The 19,113-nt window shown below is 72.1% G+C and carries 11 protein-coding genes; 4 read left to right on the top strand and 7 right to left on the bottom strand.

What is annotated here, in order from left to right:
- Positions 1-102: 102 nt before the first annotated feature.
- Positions 103-2,322, bottom strand: a complete 2,220-nt coding sequence (locus tag V2W30_RS26110) for an ATP-dependent DNA helicase UvrD2 (protein ID WP_338700245.1) — start codon at positions 2,320-2,322, stop codon at positions 103-105.
- A gap of 162 nt (positions 2,323-2,484) precedes the next feature.
- Between V2W30_RS26110 and V2W30_RS26105 the strand changes: the two genes are divergently transcribed.
- Positions 2,485-2,727 carry a mycoredoxin gene (locus V2W30_RS26105; RefSeq protein ID WP_338700243.1) on the top strand — a complete coding sequence of 81 codons (243 nt, stop codon included), beginning with the start codon at positions 2,485-2,487 and terminating at the stop codon, positions 2,725-2,727.
- A 19-nt stretch (positions 2,728-2,746) separates the two neighbouring features.
- Here V2W30_RS26105 and nudC read toward each other — a convergent pair whose 3' ends face one another.
- The 6 genes from nudC to V2W30_RS26080 form a co-directional block, all read right to left on the bottom strand.
- A complete protein-coding gene (gene nudC / locus V2W30_RS26100; protein WP_338700241.1) occupies positions 2,747-3,706 on the bottom strand; it encodes an NAD(+) diphosphatase in 960 nt (319 codons plus the stop codon).
- A gap of 89 nt (positions 3,707-3,795) precedes the next feature.
- On the bottom strand, positions 3,796-5,208 hold the full coding sequence (locus tag V2W30_RS26095) for a dipeptidase (RefSeq protein ID WP_338700239.1): 1,413 nt from the start codon (positions 5,206-5,208) through the stop codon (positions 3,796-3,798).
- Positions 5,209-5,218: 10 nt separating this feature from the next.
- Positions 5,219-5,863, bottom strand: coding sequence for a PD-(D/E)XK nuclease family protein (locus V2W30_RS41650; protein ID WP_425244599.1), 645 nt, complete (start codon positions 5,861-5,863; stop codon positions 5,219-5,221).
- 98 nt (positions 5,864-5,961) lie between these two features.
- A complete protein-coding gene (locus V2W30_RS26090; protein ID WP_425244598.1) occupies positions 5,962-8,763 on the bottom strand; it encodes an ATP-dependent helicase in 2,802 nt (933 codons plus the stop codon).
- Between the two features lie 63 nt (positions 8,764-8,826).
- On the bottom strand, positions 8,827-12,306 hold the full coding sequence (locus V2W30_RS26085) for an ATP-dependent DNA helicase (protein WP_338700237.1): 3,480 nt from the start codon (positions 12,304-12,306) through the stop codon (positions 8,827-8,829).
- Positions 12,307-12,584: 278 nt separating this feature from the next.
- Positions 12,585-12,959, bottom strand: coding sequence for an MGMT family protein (locus V2W30_RS26080; protein WP_338700235.1), 375 nt, complete (start codon positions 12,957-12,959; stop codon positions 12,585-12,587).
- A gap of 200 nt (positions 12,960-13,159) precedes the next feature.
- Between V2W30_RS26080 and V2W30_RS26075 the strand changes: the two genes are divergently transcribed.
- From V2W30_RS26075 to V2W30_RS26065, 3 genes are all read left to right on the top strand, one after another.
- Complete coding sequence (locus V2W30_RS26075) at positions 13,160-15,892, top strand: lysylphosphatidylglycerol synthase domain-containing protein (RefSeq protein WP_425244597.1); 2,733 nt, start codon at positions 13,160-13,162, stop codon at positions 15,890-15,892.
- Positions 15,893-16,105: 213 nt separating this feature from the next.
- A complete protein-coding gene (gene hemG / locus V2W30_RS26070) occupies positions 16,106-17,488 on the top strand; it encodes a protoporphyrinogen oxidase (protein WP_338700233.1) in 1,383 nt (460 codons plus the stop codon).
- Between the two features lie 64 nt (positions 17,489-17,552).
- A complete protein-coding gene (locus V2W30_RS26065) occupies positions 17,553-19,100 on the top strand; it encodes an alpha/beta hydrolase (RefSeq protein WP_338700231.1) in 1,548 nt (515 codons plus the stop codon).
- Positions 19,101-19,113: the final 13 nt, after the last annotated feature.

Raw genomic sequence — 19,113 nt, 5'->3', positions numbered from 1 at the left:
ACATCACGGAACCAGGGCCTTCGAGAAGACCGCTGCTTTCGTGCTTAAGAACCTATGGGGGTTGCTGGGGCATGCGCAAACTATTTTTTCGACGAGTTTGAATCAGTCGTCGTGCGCCTCCACCGCGGGCTCATCGCCCACCGTTTGACCTGCGCAGATGGCCAGCACGTCGGATCCGAAGGTCCGAAACTTCCGTCGACCGACGCCCGGGATGTGGGACAGCTCCCGCTCGTCCTCGGGCGCGGCCTCGGCGATGGCGATCAAGGTCTTGTCGGTGAAGACGCAGAACGCCGGTTGGCCGAGATCGACCGCCGTGCGGGCCCGCCACTCGATCAGCCGCTCGTACAGGCCCTCGTCCATGTCCGACGGACAGTCCTCGCAGCGCATCAGCTTCATCTCGGCCGCCTCCAGCGTGCGCCCGCACACCCGGCAGCGCGCGACCTTCCTGTCGGTGCGGCGGCGTGCGGCGGTGCCCAGTGGCTCGCGCGCCTGCTGCCGGGTCCCGTGCTCGACGCCGCCCTGCCCGACACCGGCGCTCCGCCCGGCCACGCCGGTGGAGCCGGGGCGCAGCCCGTCCAGGAAGCGGCTGGGGCGCCGGTTCGGCCGACCACCGGGCGAGCGGGACAGGGCCCACGAGAGGCCGAGGTGGCGTCTGGCCCGGGTCACGCCCACGTAGAGGAGACGGCGCTCCTCCTCGATCTGCTCGTCGGTCTTGGCGTACGTGATCGGCATCATGCCCTCGGCGAGGCCGACCAGGAACACGGCGTCCCACTCCAGGCCCTTGGCCGCGTGCAGCGACGCGAGTGTGACGCCTTCCACGGTGGGGGCGTGCTGCGCGGCGGCCCGCTCGTCGAGCTCCGCCACGAAGTCGGCGAGGGTAGCGTCCGGGTGGGCGCGGGCGAAGTCCTCCGCGAGCCGGGCGAGGGCCGCGAGGGACTCCCAGCGCTCACGGACCGCTCCGGAGCCCGCGGGCGGCTCGCTCGTCCAGCCCTCGCCGGAGAGGACGGCTCTCACCTGGGAGGGCAGGTCCACGGCCTCGTCGAGGTCCGCGTCGTTGCCCCCGAAGCGGGCCGCCGCGCGCAGGGCGTGGCCGGCCTTGCGGACCTCGGCCCGCTCGAAGAAGCGCTCGGCGCCGCGCAGCTGGTAGGGCACACCGGCGTCGGCGAGGGCCTGCTCGTAGATCTCCGACTGGCCGTTCGTCCGGAACAGGACGGCGATCTCGCCGGCGGAGACCCCGCCGGCGATCAGCTCGCGGATGCGGCGGGCCGCGCCCTCCGCCTCGCTGGGCTCGTCGGCGTACTCGATGTAGACCGGCTCGGGGCCTGCCTCGCGCTGGGAGATCAGCTCCAGGCGGTGCTCGGCCGCGCGGCCGCTCGCCCGGGACAGGATTCCGTTGGCCAGGCGCACGACCTGGGGCGACGAGCGGTAGTCACGGACGAGTTTGACGACGGTGGCGCCGGGGTGGCGGGTGCGGAAGTTGAGCAGGTGGTCGGGGGTGGCACCGGTGAAGGAGTAGATCGTCTGGCTGGCGTCGCCGACGACGCAGAGGCTGTCGCGCTCGCCGAGCCACAGGTCGAGCAGACGCTGCTGGAGGGGGCTGACGTCCTGGTACTCGTCGACCACGAAGTGCTGGTACTGGGCGCGGATCTGCTCGGCGATGTCCTGGCGGTCCTGGAGGATGCCGACCGTCAGGAGCAGGACGTCCTCGAAGTCGATGACCGTGCGGTCCCTCTTCAGCGACTCGTAGTTGGCGTAGATCTGAGCGATCTCGGCCGGGTGGCGGGGCGATTCGCGGCCTGCCTTGTGGGCCGCCGCCGCGTAGTCCGCAGGGACGGTCTGGGTGACCTTGGACCACTCGATCTCGGCGGTCACGTCGCGCAGCTCACCTCGGTCGAGGCGGAGCCGGCAGGCCGCCGCGGCGTCGGCGACGAGCTGGATCTTGCGGTCGACGAGTCGCGGCAGCTCGCCGCCGACCGCCTTGGGCCAGAAGAACTGGAGCTGGCGCAGCGCCGCCGAGTGGAAGGTGCGGGCCTGCACTCCCCCGGCGCCGAGCTGGCGCAGCCGGCCGCGCATCTCACCCGCGGCGCGGTTGGTGAACGTGACGGCGAGCACGGTGCCCGGCTGGAGGATCCCGGCCCGGACGCCGAACGCGATGCGGTGGGTGATCGCGCGCGTCTTGCCGGTGCCCGCGCCCGCGAGCACGCACACCGGACCGTGCAGGGCCGTCGCCACGGCGCGCTGCTCGGGGTCGAGCCCGTCGAGCACCGCGTCGGCCGAATCCGGGACCTGCGGGAACAGGGTGGAGTGCGTTGCTGCTGTCACCCCGCCATGCTGCCAGGTCTGTGGGGGCGGGTGCGTCGCGTTGTCCACAGGCGGCCGGTGTTCGTCGTACTAATGCGCCCGACGTGCGGGAATGGTCGGCGCGTCGCGTACGTTCGACTCACTGCGAACACGCATCCCCAGCCACAAAGGAGCGCGAGAAACATGGCGGGCACTGTGACGATGTACAGCACCACGTGGTGCGGCTACTGCCAGCGGCTCAAGAAGCAGATGGACCGCGAGGGCATCGGGTACACCGAGATCAACATCGAGCACGACCCGGAGTCCGCCGCGTTCGTCGAGAAGGCGAACGGGGGGAACCAGACGGTCCCCACCGTCCTCTTCGACGACGGCTCGACGCTCACGAACCCGTCGCTCGCCCAGGTCAAGCAGAAGATCGGCGTCTGAGACGCCTAGGGGGTGACGCTCACAGGGCGTCGTTGGGCTTCGGCAGGGGCTTGCCGTACCAGAGCTCGATCAAGCGGGCCGCAATCGAGATTCCGTAGGGAGGCATGACCTCCCCGGTCTCGAAGGCGGCCCGCAGGTCTTCGCGGGAGAACCAGCGCGCCTCGTGAATCTCGTCACCGTCCACGTTGATCTCCGTGGACGTGGCGTGCGCCATGAAGCCGAGCATCAGGCTGGACGGGAACGGCCAGGGCTGGCTGGCGACGTACTCGACGTCTCCGACGTGGACGCCCGCCTCCTCGAAGACCTCGCGGCGCACCGACTGCTCGATGGACTCGCCGGGCTCGACGAAGCCCGCGAGCGTCGAGAAGCGGCCCTCGGGCCAGTGCACCTGGCGGCCCAGCAGGATGCGGTCCTGCTCGTCCGTGACGGCCATGATCACGGCCGGGTCGGTGCGCGGGTAGTGCTCGGCCCCGCAGGCCTGGCAGCGGCGGATGTGGCCCGCGGCGGCGATGACGGTGCGCTCGCCGCAGCGGGAGCAGAAGCGATGCAGCCGCTGCCAGTTCTCCAGCGCGACGGCGTGTGCCATGAGGCCGGCGTCCCGCGGCGAGAGAAGCAGTCCCGCCTCGCGCAGGCCCGCCGGGCGCGCGGACTGGTCCATGCGCCCGGGCAGCGTGTCCTTCTGGAGGGCGAAGTAGCTCACGCCGTCCTCGTCGGTGCCCAGGAAGTAGCGGTGGGCCTCGGTGAGGGGCGCTTCGAAGGCCGGCGTCATGACCAGTTCCGTCGCGCCGTCCGGTGTCTCGTCGATGAGCACCTGACCGCCGGAGACCACGAAGACCCGGGTCGTGGGGTGGCTCCACGCGGCGGCGAGCCAGGGCTCGTCGACGCGGTGGTGCGCGGCACGGTCGATGCCGCTCGGCGCGGCAAGCGTGAGCGGTCGACCTCCGGCGAGGTCCGTGGTGCGGTCGGTCCAGGTGGTCACAGGTACTTCCAACTCCCCCGGTGAAAAAATGGGTGGCTCGGCGTGCGGTTCAGCAGGACGTACGGCGGGACGGCTGCGGGGCGCCTCGTTCAGTGTGCATCCGCCCAGCTCTCCGCGAGATCGCCCCACAAGTAGGCGGTGGTTTCGACGCCCTTCATGAGGAGGTCGAGTTCGACCTTCTCGTTCGGGGCGTGCCAGCCGTCCGAGGGGACGGAGATGCCCAGGAAGAGGACAGGGGCTTCGAGGACGTCCTGAAGGTCGGCCGCGGGTCCCGAGCCGCCCTCGCGCGTGAAGCGGATCTTCTGCTCGAAGGCCTGCCCCATGGCGCGTACGACGGACTGGAGGGCGGGGTGGTCGAGCGGGGTGAGGCAGGGGCGGGTGGCGGCGCCGAACGTGATGGTGTGGCTGATCCCGGCGGGCAGCTGCTCGGCGACCCAGGCGGTGACGGCCTTCTCCACGTGGTCGGGGTCCTGCCCCGCGACCAGCCGGAAGGAGAGCTTCAGCATCGCGGACGACGGCACGATCGTCTTGCCGCCGGGGCCCTGGTAGCCGCCTCCGATGCCGTTGACCTCGGCGGTGGGGCGGGCCCAGATCCGCTCCAGAGTGGTCAGGCCGGCCTCTCCGTGGGTGGCGTGGGACTTGGCCGTACGCAGCCACTGCGCCTCGTCGAAGGGCAGCTCGGCGAAGAGCTCGCGCTCCCGGTCGGTGAGTTCCACGATGCCGTCGTAGAAGCCGGGGACGGCCACGCGCGCGTGCTCGTCGTGCAGGGCGGCGACCAGCCGGGCGGCCGCGGTCGCCGGGTTCGGCACGGCGCCGCCGAACGAACCGGAGTGGATGTCCTGGTCGGGTCCGCGCAGCTCGATCTCGCAGTCGGCGAGGCCGCGCATGCCGGTGCACACCGTGGGGGTGTCCTCGGCCCACATGCCGGTGTCGGAGACGATCACGGCGTCGGCGGTGAGCCGCTCCTTGCGGGCCTCCACCAGGTCGCGGAAGTGCGGGGAGCCGGACTCCTCCTCGCCCTCGATCAGCAGCTTGAGGTTGACCGCGGGGGCGGTGCGTCCGGTGGCGGCGAGGTGGGCTCGGACGCCGAGTGTGTGGAAGAACACCTGTCCCTTGTCGTCGGCCGCACCGCGCGCGTAGAGGCGGTTGCCGACGACGACGGGCTCGAAGGGGTCGGTGTCCCAGCCGTCCTCGCGGGCGGCGGGCTGCACGTCGTGGTGTCCGTAGACGAGGATCGTGGGGGCGTGCGGGTCGCCGGAGGGCCACTCGGCGAAGACGGCGGGGGCGCCGGGTGTCTCCCAGACCTCGGTGGTCGGGAAGCCGGTCGCGGCCAGCTTCTCGGCGAGCCAGTCGGCGCTGCGCCGCACGTCCGGTGCGTGGGCGGGCTGGGCGGACACGGAGGGGATCCGCAGCCACGCGGCGAGGTCGTCGAGGAAGGCTTCACGGTGGTTCTCGACGTACGCACGGACGGTGCTGACGGCGCTGTCAACGGGCTTGCTCATGGTCACGAGCCTAGTCTCCCACCAGGGTGTGGTCGTCCGGCGGCTCCTCAGCGGCCCCCACGAGGGCCTGCGGCTCCTCCATGAGCAGCCGCTCCAGCTCCGCCCGCCCGGGCAGCCGCCGCGGGCGGACCGTCTCCCCGGTGCGTACGTACAAGAAGGCGGCGCCCACCGACTCCAGGGGCACGCCCTGGAGCTCGGCCCAGGCGAGCCGGTAGACGGCCAGTTGGAGGGGGTCGGCGGTCTTCATGTGGCCGGTCTTCCAGTCGACGATCTCGTACGTGGCCTCGTCGCCGTCGCCTTCCTTGTAGACGGCGTCGATGCGGCCGCGGACGACGCGGTCCGCGAGGGCGAGCTGGAAGGGGAGCTCGACCCTGTAGGGGGTGCGGTCGGCGTACTCCGTGCGTTCGAAGGCCTCCTTGAGCACTTCCAGGTCACGCGCGTCGGCGATCTCGGCGTCGCTGCCGGGCAGCTCCTCCGGGTCGTGCATGGGCAGCCGCAGCTCTTCGTAGCGCGACTCGACCCAGGCGTGGAATCGGGTGCCCTGGCGCGCTGCGGGCTGCGGTGGGCGTGGCATGGGGCGGGCCAGTTCCCGGGCGAAGCCGTCGGGGTCGGCGGCCATGCGCAGGAGCTGCGACGCCGTGAGCGAATGCGGCACGGGCACGTCCCGTACGGCGGCGCGGGCGCGCAGCAGCTCACCGGCGAGGGCGTCGAGGTCGCGGTCCCAGGAGGCGAGGGTGCGGACTTCCTCCGGGGTCAGCTCGGGCTCCGGGGCGGGGTGCGGGACGGCGGGGGCGTCGCGGGGAACTCGGGCACGCGCGCGTGCGGCGCGGACGCGTCCGGCCGGGGCGTGGGGTGCGGGACGGTGGGCCGCTCGGCCGACAGGCTGTCCCAGTCGTCGGGATCCCCGGAGGCGTCGACGGCGTCGGCCGCGAACTCCTCGTAGGCCGGCTCGTCGTCGTCCGGCGGGGGCGGCCAGTCGGGGTCCTCGAAGGGCGGCTCGTCGTGGGCGGCCGGGTGGGCCTCCGTGTGGGCGCGCGGCCGCGCGGGGTCGCCGACGCGCTCCAGGTGGGCGAGGACGGTGTCGGCGGCGCGACGGCGGCGGGCCAGGGACGCCTCGTCGAGCGGCAGGGGCCAGGCGTGCTCGGCGGAGCCCTCCTGGAGGGCGGGGTTCTCCTCGTCCTCCTCGGGCTCGTCCGCCCATGCCTCGATCTCGCCGTACCCGGCGGCGCAGTGGTCGTGCAGCGCCTGAAGGAAGTCGGAGGGGCCGCGGGGCTTCTTCTGGGAGGGCCCCCACCAGTGGCCGGAGCCGAGCAGCAGGGTGCGCGGCCGCGTGAACGTGACGTACCCGAGGCGCAGCTCCTCGGTGTGCTGGTGGTCCTTCATGTCGGCGTGGAACGCCTTCATGCCCTTGGAGTCCCACGTCTCGATGTCGGGCAGCGTCGCGGTGTCCCCGCGCAGTTCGTGCGGCAGGACCTTGCCCTGCGCGGTCCACTTCTCACGGCCCTGGGCGCTCGGGAACGTCCCCTTGACGAGGCCGGGGACGGCGACGACGTCCCACTCGAGGCCCTTGGACTTGTGGGCGGTGAGCACCTTCACGGTGTTCTCGCCGCCCGGCAGCGCGTTGTCGAGGCCCTTCTCGTACTGGGCGGCGGTGCGCAGGAAGCCGAGGAAGGCGAGGAGCGTCGCGGAGCTGTCGTTGGCCGCGAACGACGCGGCGACGTCGAGGAAGTTGGACAGCGTCTCGCGGCGCCGGGCCGCCAGCGCGTGCGGGGACGCCGAGAGTTCGACCTCCAGGCCGGTGACGGCCAGGACGCGGTGCAGGACGTCCATGAGGGGGTCGGAGAGCGAGCGGCGCAGGTCGCGCAGTTCGGCGGCGAGCCGGGCGAAGCGCACGCGCGCGTCCGGTGAGAACGGCAGCCCGTCGTCGTCCCCGTCGCCCTCCATGGAGGTCTCCAGGAACGTGTCGAGCGCGTCCGCGAGCGATATCACTTCGGACGGGTCGACGCCTTCGACGGCCTGGGCCAGGCGTCGGTCCGGGTCGTCCTCGTCGCCCCCGCGCGCGTGGGAGACGAGCAGGCGGGCCCTGCGGCCCAGGAGGGCGAGGTCGCGGGCGCCGATCCGCCAGCGCGGCCCGGTCAGGAGGCGGACCAGGGCGGCGTTGGCCCCCGGATCCTGGAGTACTTCGCAGACGGAGACCAGGTCGGCGACCTCGGGAAGGTGCAGCAGCCCGGAGAGTCCGACCACCTCGACGGGGATGTCGCGGGCGACGAGCGCGCCCTGGATCTCCGCGAAGTCCGTCGCCGTACGGCACAGCACGGCGATCTCGCCGGGTGCCGTGCCGGTGGCCACGAGGTGGGCGAGGGAGTCGGCGAGCCAGTCGATCTCCTCGCTGTGCGTGCGCAGGAGGGCGCAGCGCACGAGGCCGTCGCGCTCGGCTCCGGGGGCGGGCCTGAGGGCTTCCACGCCGGCGTGGAGGGCGCGCAGCGGCTCGGCCAGTTCGTTGGCGAGGTCCAGGAGGCGGCCGCCGCTGCGCCGGTTCTCGCTGAGCGAGAAGCGGGTGGCCGGGCGCCCGTCGGCGTACGCGAAGTGGCGCGGGAAGTCGTCGAGGTTGGCGACGGAGGCACCGCGCCAGCCGTAGATCGCCTGGCAGGGGTCGCCCACGGCGGTCACCGCGTGGCCGGTGCCGCCGCCGAACAGGCCCGCCAGCAGGATCCGCTGGGCCACGGAGGTGTCCTGGTACTCGTCGAGCAGGACGACGCGGAACTCGTCACGCAGGATCTCGCCGACCTCGGGCCGTGTGTCGGCGAGCGTGGCCGACAGGGCGATCTGGTCACCGAAGTCGAGGACGTCCCGCGCGCGCTTGGCCTCCCTGTAGTGGCCGACCAGCTCGGCAAGCTCCAGGCGGGCGGCGACCGCTTCGGGCACCTTCCGCAGATCCGCGTTGCTGAGCTTGACGCCTTCGAGGGTGCTGAGCAGGTCGTGGTCGTACGCGCGCAGCCTGCCGGGGGTGACGAGGTGTTCCGCCAGCTCGGCGTCGAGCGCGAGCAGGTCGCTGACCAGGTCGGCGAAGGAGCGCGTGAGCGCGGGGTACGGGCCGGGGGCCTCGCGCAGCACTCGCGCGGCGAGCTGGAAGCGGGTGGCGTCGGCGAGCAGCCGCGTCGTGGGTTCGAGGCCGATGCGCAGGCCGTGGTCGGTCAGGAGGCGACCCGCGAAAGCGTGGTAGGTGGAGATCACGGGCTCGCCCGGCGGGTTGTCCGGGTCGATGACGTCAGGGTCGGTGACGCCCGCCTTGATGAGGGCCTTGCGGACGCGCTCGGCCAGCTCACCGGCCGCCTTGTTGGTGAACGTGAGGCCGAGGACCTGCTCGGGGGCGACCTGCCCGGTGCCGACCAACCAGACGACACGGGCGGCCATCACCGTCGTCTTGCCGGAACCGGCTCCGGCCACGATCACCTGCGGGGCGGGCGGCGCGGTGATGCAGGCCATCTGCTCCGGGGTGAACGGGATGCCCAGCAACTCTTTGAGCTGCTCGGGATCGGTGAGGCGTGTGGTCACCTCATCGAGGCTAACCGGCACCACTGACAGCGCCGGCCCGTTCCGGCTCAGCGGAGGCGCACGTCACTCCACGACGTGTTTGCCCTCGGGGCGCGCGCTGCACGAGGCGCGGAAGGCGCAGTGCGTGCAGTGCTGGCCGGCGGTCGGCGCGAAGCGCTCGTCGAGGACCTTTCCGGCCGCGGTGGCGAGCAGCTCGCCGACCCACTCCCCCTCCAGGGGCTCCTGGGCCTGCACCTTGGGCAGCGTCTCGCCGCCGTCCTTCTTCGCGGCGCCCTGTCGCAGCTGCACCAGTTCGGCACCGCCCGGCTCGGGGCGTACGCCGTCGAACGGCTCGTCGACGGCACCCTCGGCGACAGCGAGCTGGTAGACGGCGAGCTGCGGGTGACGTGCCACGTCCGCCGCGGTGGGGGCCTGCTTGCCGGTCTTGAAGTCGACTACGTAGGCGCGGCCTTCGGCATCGCGCTCGACGCGGTCCATGGAGCCGCGGATGCGCACTTCATAAGAGCCCGCTTCGAGGGTCACGTCGAAGTCGTGCTCGCTGGCGACGGGGGTGCGTCCGGTGCGGTCCATGACGTGCCACTGAAGGAACCGCTCCAGTGCCACGCGCGCGTGCTCCTTCTCCTGCGCCGACTTCCATGGCGCGTCGAAGGCGAGGGCGTCCCACACGGAGTCGAGTCGCTCCATGAGGACGTCGAGGTCGGCGGGGGTGCGCCCGGAGGCGACCTCGTCGGCGAGGACGTGCACGACGTTGCCGAACCCCTGGGCGGCGGTCGCGGGGGCGTCCGCCTTGACCTCACGGCCCAGGAACCATTGCAGCGAGCAGGTGTTGGCGAGCTGGTCGAGCGCGCTTCCGGACAGCACGACGGGCTTGTCGCGGTCGCGCAGCGGGACCTTGCTCTCGGTCGGCTCGTACATGCCCCACCAGCGGTACGGGTGGGCGGACGGCACGAGGGGGCGACCGTCGTCGTCGCTGAGTGCCGCGAGGCGCGCGAGGCGGCGGGCCGCGGCCTCGCGCAGCGCGTCGGACACCCGGGGATCGACCGTCGTGGCGCGCAGTTCGGCGACGAGCGCGGCTACGGACAGCGGACGGCGCGGGCGGCCCGTGACGTCCTTCGGCTCCACGCCGAGTTCGGTCAGGAACCGGGAGGGCTGGTCCCCGTCGTCCGCGGGTGCCTTGACCGCGGTGACGACGAGTCGCTCCCGCGCGCGCGTGGCGGCGACGTAGAACAGGCGGCGTTCCTCGGTCAGGAGGGCGCCGGGGGTGAGGGGCTCGGCGAGGCCGTCGCGTCCGATGCGGTCGGCCTCAAGAAGAGAGCCGCGACGGCGCAGATCGGGCCACAGCCCCTCCTGGACACCCGCGACGACGACGAGGCGCCACTCCAGGCCCTTGGAGCGGTGCGCGGTCATCAGACGCACGGCGTCGGGCCGCACGGCGCGCCCGGCGAGGGTGTCGGCGGCGATGTCCTGGGCTTCCAGCTCCTCCAGGAAGTTGCGTGCGCCGCGCCCGCCGATGCGCTCCTCCGCGCGCGCGGCGATGGCGAACAGGGCGCACACGGCGTCCAGGTCGCGGTCCGCGTTGCGGCCCGCGGCGCCGCCGCGGCGTGCCGCGCGCTCCAGCCGCTGCGGCCAGGGCGTGCCGTCCCACAGCTCCCAGAGGGCGTCCTCCGCGGTGCCGCCGTCGGCGAGCTTCTTGCGGGCGCGTGCGAGCAGGGCACCGAGCCGCTGCGCGCCGCGCGCGTAGGCCGGGTCGTGCAGAGCGAGCCGCTCGGGCTCGGCGACCGCGCGGGCGAGCAGATCGTCGGAGGGCGGGGGCAGGTGGTTGCCCGCGGCGCGCTCCTCCTCGCGCACCGCGCGCCCGAGGCGGCGCAGGTCGGCGGCGTCCATGCCGGCCAGCGGGGAGGCGAGGAGAGTGAGAGCGGTCTCGGTGTCGAGCCAGCAGGGCGTCTCGGCTTCGCCGGCTCCTTCTGCCCCCTCTGACCCCTCTGACCTCTCTGGTCCCTCTGCCCCCTCGGCCCGGTCGGTTTCGACGGCTTGGTCGGCTTGGTCGGCTTGGTCGGCTTGGTCGGCTTGGTCGGACCCCGAGGCTGCCTCGGCTGCGTCGGCCCCCTCGGCTGCGCCGGATCGCTCGGTCGCCTCGTCGGCTTGGTCGACAGGCCCGTACGACACCGCCTTGAGGGCTGTCAGCAGCGGCGCGACCGCCGGTTCGTGGCGCAACGGGAGATCGTCGCCGTCGATGTCCAGAGGCACGCCCGCCGCCGTCAGCGCACGGCGCACTGACGGGATGCCGCGGGTACCGGCGCGCACCAGGACGGCCATGTCGCTCCACGCGATGCCCTCCTCCAGGTGGGCACGGCGCAGGATGTCCGCGATGTTGTCGAGCTCCGTACCGGACGTCGGATACGTGTAGACCTCGGCCTTGCCGCCGTCGCGTACCGGCGCGAGGTCCCGGTGGGCGCGCACCTTGTCGGCAGGGAGGCGGGTCAGCGGCATCCGCTGGGTGATGCGGCGGGTCGCTTCGAGGAGGCGTGCTCCGGAGCGCCTGGACGTGGTGAGGACCTCGACGGGCGCGGGCGTGCCGTCGGCGCGCGGGAAGTCGCTCGGGAAGTCCAGGATGCCGTTCACGTCGGCGCCCCGGAACGCGTAGATCGACTGGTCCGGGTCGCCGAAGGCGACCAGTGTGCGGCCACCGCCCGCGAGCGCGTGCAGCAGCCGCACCTGCGCCGGATCGGTGTCCTGGTACTCGTCGACGAACACGGCGTCGTACTGCGCGGCGAGCTGATCGGCGACGTCCCTGCGGCCGGCCAGGAGCACGGCCCGGTGGACCAACTCGGCGTAGTCGAGCACGCCCTGCATGTCGAGCACGTCCAGGTACTCGGCGAGGAAGGTGGCGGCCGCGCGCCAGTCCGGGCGGCCGATGCGGCGCGCGAACGCGTCCAGGGCCGCCGGGCCGAGGCCCAGCTCGCGGCTGCGCGCGAGGACCGCGCGCACCTCGTCGGCGAAACCGCGCGTGGTCAGGCAGGCGCGCAGTTCGTCGGGCCAGCGCACGTGGGCGAGCCCGGCCCGCTCCAGGTCGATCTGGCCCGCGAGCAGCTCACGTACGGCGACGTCCTGCTCGGGGCCGGACAGGAGGCGCAGCGGTTCCGCGAAGAGGTCCGCGTCCTGGTGGGCACGGACGAGGGCGTAGCAGAACGAGTGGAACGTGGTCGCCTGGGGCGCGCGAGCGGCTCCTATGCGCAGCGCCATGCGGTCGCGCAGTTCGACGGCGGCCTTGCGGCTGAACGTGAGCACCAGGATGCGCTCGGGTGTGGTGCCCTTGGCGATGCGCGCGGAGACGGCCTCTACAAGAGTCGTGGTCTTCCCCGTACCGGGGCCGGCGAGGACGAGGAGCGGTCCGTGGGTGTGGTCAACCGCCGCGCGCTGATGTGCGTCCAGTCGAGGGGGGGCCACCGGAGCCGGCGGGGTACGCACCAGTCGATACGCGCCGGGGACCGCCTGTCGAGCCTGGTGCGGCGACAGGTGCCGGGTGGACGAAGAGGAGCTCACGTGGATCGCTGGTCCTGGTGGGTGTGCTGGTGGTCGAAACGCCGTCCGCGCAGAGCGGTGGCTACGGGGTGATGGAGGTGCCTGCCATCGACGGTTCCGTCGACGCTACGCCGTCGAGTGTGGCGGAAGCCGGGCTTCCGACGCCTCCCTCGTGTCCCTCTCGGCACAGGTGTGCTCTGTCTCACGAACGGACGCCGCCGTGGCGGAGTGCCCCGCGCGTCACGTTTCCCCCGTACGGGCCACAGGCACCCCACCCGCGCGCAGGATGGCCGAAGCTGTCAATTGTGAGCTTCCGTACGTGTCCGGCCGTCCCATCGCGCCCGCTTCATGTCGAGACGTGGCAGGTGGCCTTCGGCCGCACGGGAGGCTTCACGCAGCGGCGTGTTCTCCTCCCGGTAGTGGCCGAGCGCCCGCAGTTCGTGGCCCGGCAGCAGCGCTCCGTCCGCGCGCACCACACGCCACCACGGCACCGCGCCTCCGTAGAGCGCCATCACGCGGCCCACCTGGCGCGGACCGCCCTCCTCCAGCCACTCCGCCACGTCCCCGTACGTCATGACGCGGCCCGGCGGGATCAGCTCGGCGACCTCCAGGACCCGCTCCGCGTATTCGGGGTACTCGGGAAGTTCTCCCGCCGACCGGCTCTCCTCGCTCATCCGGCCCATCCTGCCGCATGGCACCGACAAGATGGAGGGACGTACGAGCGGTGCTCCGGTAAGACGTACAAGAAGGCGCTTGCCCGCGACTCCGCGCTCCTCGAATGCACCCTGATGCCCCCCTATGGCGATGGGACATGCCACCATCGTGCGGGCGGTGACTGGTGATACGAGATCAAGAAGAGACGACGGAGCAGAGCGTGCACCCCGACAAAGCGGAGGGCACCTCTGTGACACCGGCGCGCCCTGAAGAGACCGCCGACGAGGCGGTCGACGCGAAGCACGAAGAGCCTCTGCACGACCCCGACTGCGTCGACGCGGACGCGCACGCGGAGCGGGTCGAGGGCGACGAACCGCTGCTCCCCGCGCGCGTGCACCGTCCTTCCGATCTCATGCGCCTCCTCGTGGGGCTGCTCGCGATCGCCGTGCTGCTCGCCATCGCCGCGTTCGCGCACGCCACGACCTCGGGCTTCGCCCAGGACATCGACAAGGGCACCGGGCAGGCGCCCGACCTGCTGACGAAGTTCGCGGGCCTGGCGTCGAGCATCGCCATCCTTCTCGTACCGGTCGCGTTCGCGATCGAGCGGCTCATCAAGCGCGACGGGCTGCGGATCGCCGACGGCGTCCTCGCCGCCGTACTCGCGCACGGCGTGACGCTCGCGACCGACCTCTGGGTCGCCAAGGCCGCGCCGCAGTCGATCCAGGACGCGCTCACGAAGGTGTCGCCCGGCGACATCCACGCGCTGACCGATCCGGTGCACGGCTACTTGGCGCCCGTCATCGCCTACATGACGGCCGTGGGCATGTCCCGGCGACCACGCTGGCGCGTGGTGCTGTGGGTGGTGCTGCTGCTCGACGCCTTCGCGATGCTGGTCACCGGTTACACGACGCCGTTCTCGATCATCCTGACGATCCTCATCGGCTGGACCGTCGCCTACGGAACGCTGTACGCGGTCGGCTCCCCCAACGTGCGCCCCACCGGGCAGACGCTCCTCGCCGGTCTGCGGCATGTCGGCTTCCACCCGGTGAGCGCCGCCCGCGAGGAGGCCCACGAGGGCGCCACGGAGAACGGCGACCGAGGGCGGCGCTACTTCGTCACCCTGGAGGACGGACCGCCGCTCGATGTGACGGTCGTCGACCGGGAACAGCAGGCGCAGGGCTTCTTCTACCGCGTGTGGCGGCGCCTGACGCTGCGCGGCATCACGCAGCGCCGCAGCCTCCAGTCGCTGCGCCAGGCGCTCGAGCAGGAGGCGCTGCTCGCGTACGCCGCGATCTCCGCCGGGGCGAACGCGCCGAAGCTCATCGCCACCTCCGAGCTGGGTCCCGACGCCGTGATGCTCGTCTACGAGCACATCGGTGGCCGCTCGCTGGACGCGATGCCGGACGAGGAGATCACGGACGAGCTGCTGCACGACACCTGGCGTCAGGCGCAGGCACTCCAGTCGCGGCGGATCGCGCACCGGCGGCTCGCCGGAGACGCGATTCTGGTGGATCGTTCCGGCACGGTCATCCTCACGGACCTGCGCGGCGGCGAGATCGCCGCGGGCGATCTGGTGCTGCGGATGGACATCGCGCAACTGCTGACGACGCTGGGGCTGCGAGTGGGTGCCGAGCGGTCCGTCGCGTCCGCCGTCGCCGTCCTCGGCCCGGACACGGTCGCCGACTGCCTGCCCCTGCTCCAGCCGATCGCGCTCACCCGGTCCACCAGGGCCACCCTGCGCAAGCTCGGACGGGAACGCGCCCAGCGCGAGCGCGAGGCCGTCCTGGAGGCCTCCAGCAAGGCCAAGCAGACCCGGCTGGAGGAGTCCGGAGCCGAGGCCGACACGGACGGCAAGAAGTCCGTGCGCGCCGAGAAGAAGTCCGAGAAGGCCGAGCGGCAGGCCGAAAAGCGCGCCTTGGACGAAGCCCTGGACGAGGCCCGTGAGGAGGACCTGCTCACCCAGATCCGCCACCAGGTGCTGCGTATCCGGCCGCAGGCGCCCGTCGAACCGGCCCGCCTGGAGCGCATCAGGCCGCGCACACTGATCAGTTTCATCGCGGGCGCGATCGGCGCCTACTTCCTGCTGTCGCAACTCACGCACATCGACTTCGGCACCATCGTCAGCGAGGCCGAGTGGGGCTGGGTCGGGCTCGCGGTGCTGTTCTCCGCGCTCAGCTACTTCGCGGCCGCGATGAGCCTGCTGGGATTCGTTCCGGAACGCGTGCCCTTCATGCGGACCGTCGCGGCCCAGGTCGCCGGGTCGTTCGTGAAGATCGTCGCGCCTGCCGCGGTCGGCGGCGTCGCCCTCAACACGCGCTTCTTGCAGCGCGGTGGCGTCCGTCCCGGTCTCGCCGTCGCGAGCGTCGGCGCCTCGCAGCTGTTCGGCATGTGCAGCCACATCCTGCTGCTGCTGACCTTCGGCTACCTGACAGGGACCGAGAAGACGCCTTCCTTGTCACCGTCCCGGACCGTGATCGCGGGTCTGCTGACCGTCGCTGTTCTCGTCCTTGTGGTGACGTCGATCCCGTTCCTGCGGAAGTTCGTCGTCACGCGCGTGAGGTCGCTGTTCGCCGGTGTCGTGCCGCGCATGCTCGACGTGTTGCAGCGCCCCCGCAAGCTGCTCACCGGCATCGGCGGCATGCTGCTCCTGACCGCCTGCTTCGTCATGTGCCTGGACGCGTCGATCCGCGCTTTCGGGGACAACACGACGAGCCTGAGCCTGGCCAGCGTCGCGGTCGTCTTCCTCGCGGGCAACGCACTCGGCTCCGCCGCGCCGACGCCGGGCGGTGTGGGCGCCGTCGAGGCGACGCTGACGGTGGGCCTCATCGCGGTCGGCCTCCCCAAGGAAGTGGCCGCCCCCGCGGTGCTCCTGTACCGCCTGCTCACCTTGTGGCTGCCCGTGCTGCCCGGGTGGCTGTTCTTCAACCACCTGTCGCGCAAGGGCGCCCTGTAGCGTCGCGCGCGCTCCCCCGGCGCGCAGTCACTTCCAGGTGACGTGGTTGCCAGATGTCTCGGCTTCCACTCGGCGTCCAGGTGACTGGATTCTGGGTGACTCGGTTGCGTGACCAGCTTCCCTGGAAGTGGGACTTTCGGCCCGCGGGCGGCGCTCGGCACGGACGTAACGTGAGCTGGTGGGCCTGAATGTGCCCGGCAGGGAGTTCGGGTCATGCGTTCAGCAATCGTCATCGGCGGCGGAATCAGCGGGCTCGCCGCGGCCTGGGAACTGCGGAAGCACGCCGATGTCACCGTCCTGGAGAGCGCTCCGCGCGTGGGTGGCCAGCTGCGTTCCGTCTACGTAGCGGGGGTCCCGGTCGACGTGGGCGCCGAGGTGCTGACGGCGGAGCAGCCGGAAGCCCTCGCCCTCGCCCGTGACGTGGGACTCGCGGACGCGCTGCGCGAACCCGCCGACGCAGCCCTGTGCATCTGGTCGGACGGCGCTCTGCGTCCGCTGCCCGCCCGGCAGGTGAGGGGGATCCCCGCCGAGCCGGCCGCGCTCACCGGCACCGGCCTGCTGTCCGACGACGGCATCAATCGGCTGAGCCAGGAAGAAGCGCTTCCCGCGCACGGCCTGGAGGGCGACGTACCGGTCGCCGAGTACCTCGCGGGGCGGATCGGCAGAGAGGCCGTCGACCGCCTCGTCGACCCGCTGCTCGGCGCCCGCGGCGGCGGTCTCGCCGACCGGCTCTCGCTGCGGGCCGCGCTGCCCCGCCTCGCCGCCGTCGCCCGCCGGGGCGGGTCCGTGGTCCGGGAGGTGCGGGCCACCCTGTCCACAGCACCCTCCCCGGCCACGGCGGCGTACGGCGTCGACGGCGGCCTGGGCCGACTGCCGCAGGCCGTCGCGACGGCGAGCGGCGCCCGCGTCCTGACCGAGACGCGCGCGCACGAGGTGCGGCGCACACCGGCCGGACGCTGGCGGGTGCTGGCCACCACCGGGGACGGACCGCTCGTCATGGAGACGGACGCCGTGATCTGCGCGCTGCCCGCGGGCCCCGCCGCCGCGCTGCTGCGCCCGCACGCACCCGTCGCCGAGGCCGGGCTGGCCGGTGTCCGGCACGCGGGGACCGCCGTGGTCACCCTGGCCTTCGCCCGCGCGACGATGCCGCGACGCCCTCCCGAGGGGAACGGATACGTCGTCCCTCCTATCGAGAGACGTGCCACGCGGGAGGTCACCTTCTTGTCCAACAAATGGCGGCACGTGGACGACGCCGAACCAGGTCTCTTCTTGTTGCGCGCCTCTTTGGGACACATAGGAGAGGAGCACCGACTGGCCGTCCCCGACCGGCACTTGATACGCAGCGCCGTCGTAGAACTGCGGCTGGCCGTGGGCGCCTTAGGGGAGCCGGTCGCCGCGCGTGTCACCCGCTGGGAGAACGCTCTGCCGCAGTTCGACGTCGGCCATGGTGAGCGGATCGACACGATCCGAGCGGCGTTGAAGGCGCTGCCCGGCCTCGATGTGTGCGGCGCGGCCTACGCAGGCATGGATGTCGCGTCCTGTGTGGCCTCGGGCCGGGCCGCGGCCCTCCGGGTCGTGGCCGGGGCCGCGTATTGACGGACCCTCACCCGCACAGCCCGCAGCCCGAGCGCCCCGCACCGGGCCACCGCAGGATGGACGCATGCCCAATCCGTCCCGGCCCCGCGCCGCTGCCCTGGCCGTCTCCGCCGCCCTGCTCTCCGCCTCCCTCGCGGCTTGCAGCAGCGACGCGAAGGACGACGTGGATCTGCCGTCCCAGGCACTGAGCTGGAAGGACTGCCCCGCCCCTTCGGCGTCCGAGGGCGGCGGCGACGCTCCCTCCCCGCTGCCCGGCGGCGCCGAGTGGCAGTGCGCCACCATGAAAGCGCCGCTGAACTGGGACGACCCCGAGGGTGACACCATCGATCTCGCGCTGATCCGCGCGCGGGCGAGCGGTGACGAGGACCAGCGCATCGGTTCGCTGATCTTCAACTTCGGCGGGCCCGGCGGCTCGGGCGTCACGACCCTGCCGGCGTTCGGCTCCGACTACGCGAAGCTGCGCACCCGCTACGACCTCGTGAGCTTCGATCCGCGCGGGGTGGGCCGCAGCGCGGGCGTGGAGTGCGAGGACGACGAGCAGCTCGACGAGTACTTCGAGCAGGACTCGACGCCCGACGACGCGGAGGAGCAGAAGAAGCTCGTCGACAACATCACGTCGTTCAACAAGGCCTGCGACAAGAACTCCGGCACGGTCCTCCCCCACGTACGCACCACGGACGCGGCCCGCGACATGGATCTGATGCGCCAGGTCCTCGGCGACGACAAGCTGCACTACTTCGGGATCTCGTACGGCACCGAACTGGGCGGCGTCTACGCCCACTTGTTCCCCAAGAACGTGGGCCGCGCCGTGTTCGACGGCGTCGTCGACCCCACGCAGGACCCGGAGCAGGGCTCCCTCGGACAGGCCAAGGGCTTCCAGCTCGCCCTCGACAACTACGCGAAGGACTGCACGTCCAAGACCGAGGACTGCCCGATCGGGGACACGCCCGCGGAGGTCAAGGCCAAGATCGCCAAGCTCCTCAAGGAACTCGACGACAAGCCGATCCCGGGCATCTTCCCGCGTGATCTGACGCAGACCGCCGCCACCAACGGCATCGCCCAGTCCCTGTACTCGCAGGACTTCTGGGAGTACCTCACCGAGGGCCTTCAGCAGGCGTACGACGATGACGGCAAGATCCTGATGCTGCTGTCGGACTCGATGAACGGGCGGAACGAGGACGGCCGGTACAGCAACATCCAGGCCGCGAACGTCTCCATCAACTGCGCCGACGACAAGCCGCGTTACACCACCGAGGACGTCGAGGCGAAGCTGCCCGAGTTCCGCGAGGCCTCTCCGCTGTTCGGCGACTACCTCGCCTGGGGCATGCTCGGCTGCACGAACTGGGCGGTCGACGGCACCGCCGACCACCCCGACGTCAGCGCGTCGGGCTCCGCCCCGATCCTGGTCGTCGGGAACACCGGGGACCCCGCCACCCCGTACGAGGGCGCGCGGAAGATGGTGGACGCGCTCGGCGACGGTGTGGGCGTCGAGCTGACGTACAAGGGCCAGGGGCACGGGGCGTACGACAGCGACAGCACGTGCGTGCACAGCGCGGTGAACGACTATCTCCTCGACGGGACGGTCCCGAAAGAGGGAACGGTCTGCACCTGATCGCGGGGTTTTC

It is taken from the genome of Streptomyces sp. Q6, assembly GCF_036967205.1.
In the GTDB taxonomy this organism is placed as follows: Bacteria; Actinomycetota; Actinomycetes; order Streptomycetales; family Streptomycetaceae; genus Streptomyces; species Streptomyces citrinus.
Note: the sequence above shows the minus strand (reverse complement) of the source record. Positions and strands in the feature narration are given on the sequence as shown.

Excerpts from the sequence above, each read along its gene's own strand:
- V2W30_RS26105 (WP_338700243.1), top strand. The coding sequence starts at position 2,485 with ATGGCGGGCACTGTGACGATGTACAGCACCACGTGGTGCGGCTACTGC.
- V2W30_RS26095 (WP_338700239.1), bottom strand. The coding sequence starts at position 5,208 with ATGAGCAAGCCCGTTGACAGCGCCGTCAGCACCGTCCGTGCGTACGTC.
- V2W30_RS26080 (WP_338700235.1), bottom strand. The coding sequence starts at position 12,959 with ATGAGCGAGGAGAGCCGGTCGGCGGGAGAACTTCCCGAGTACCCCGAA.
- hemG (WP_338700233.1), top strand. The coding sequence starts at position 16,106 with ATGCGTTCAGCAATCGTCATCGGCGGCGGAATCAGCGGGCTCGCCGCG.
- V2W30_RS26065 (WP_338700231.1), top strand. The coding sequence starts at position 17,553 with ATGCCCAATCCGTCCCGGCCCCGCGCCGCTGCCCTGGCCGTCTCCGCC.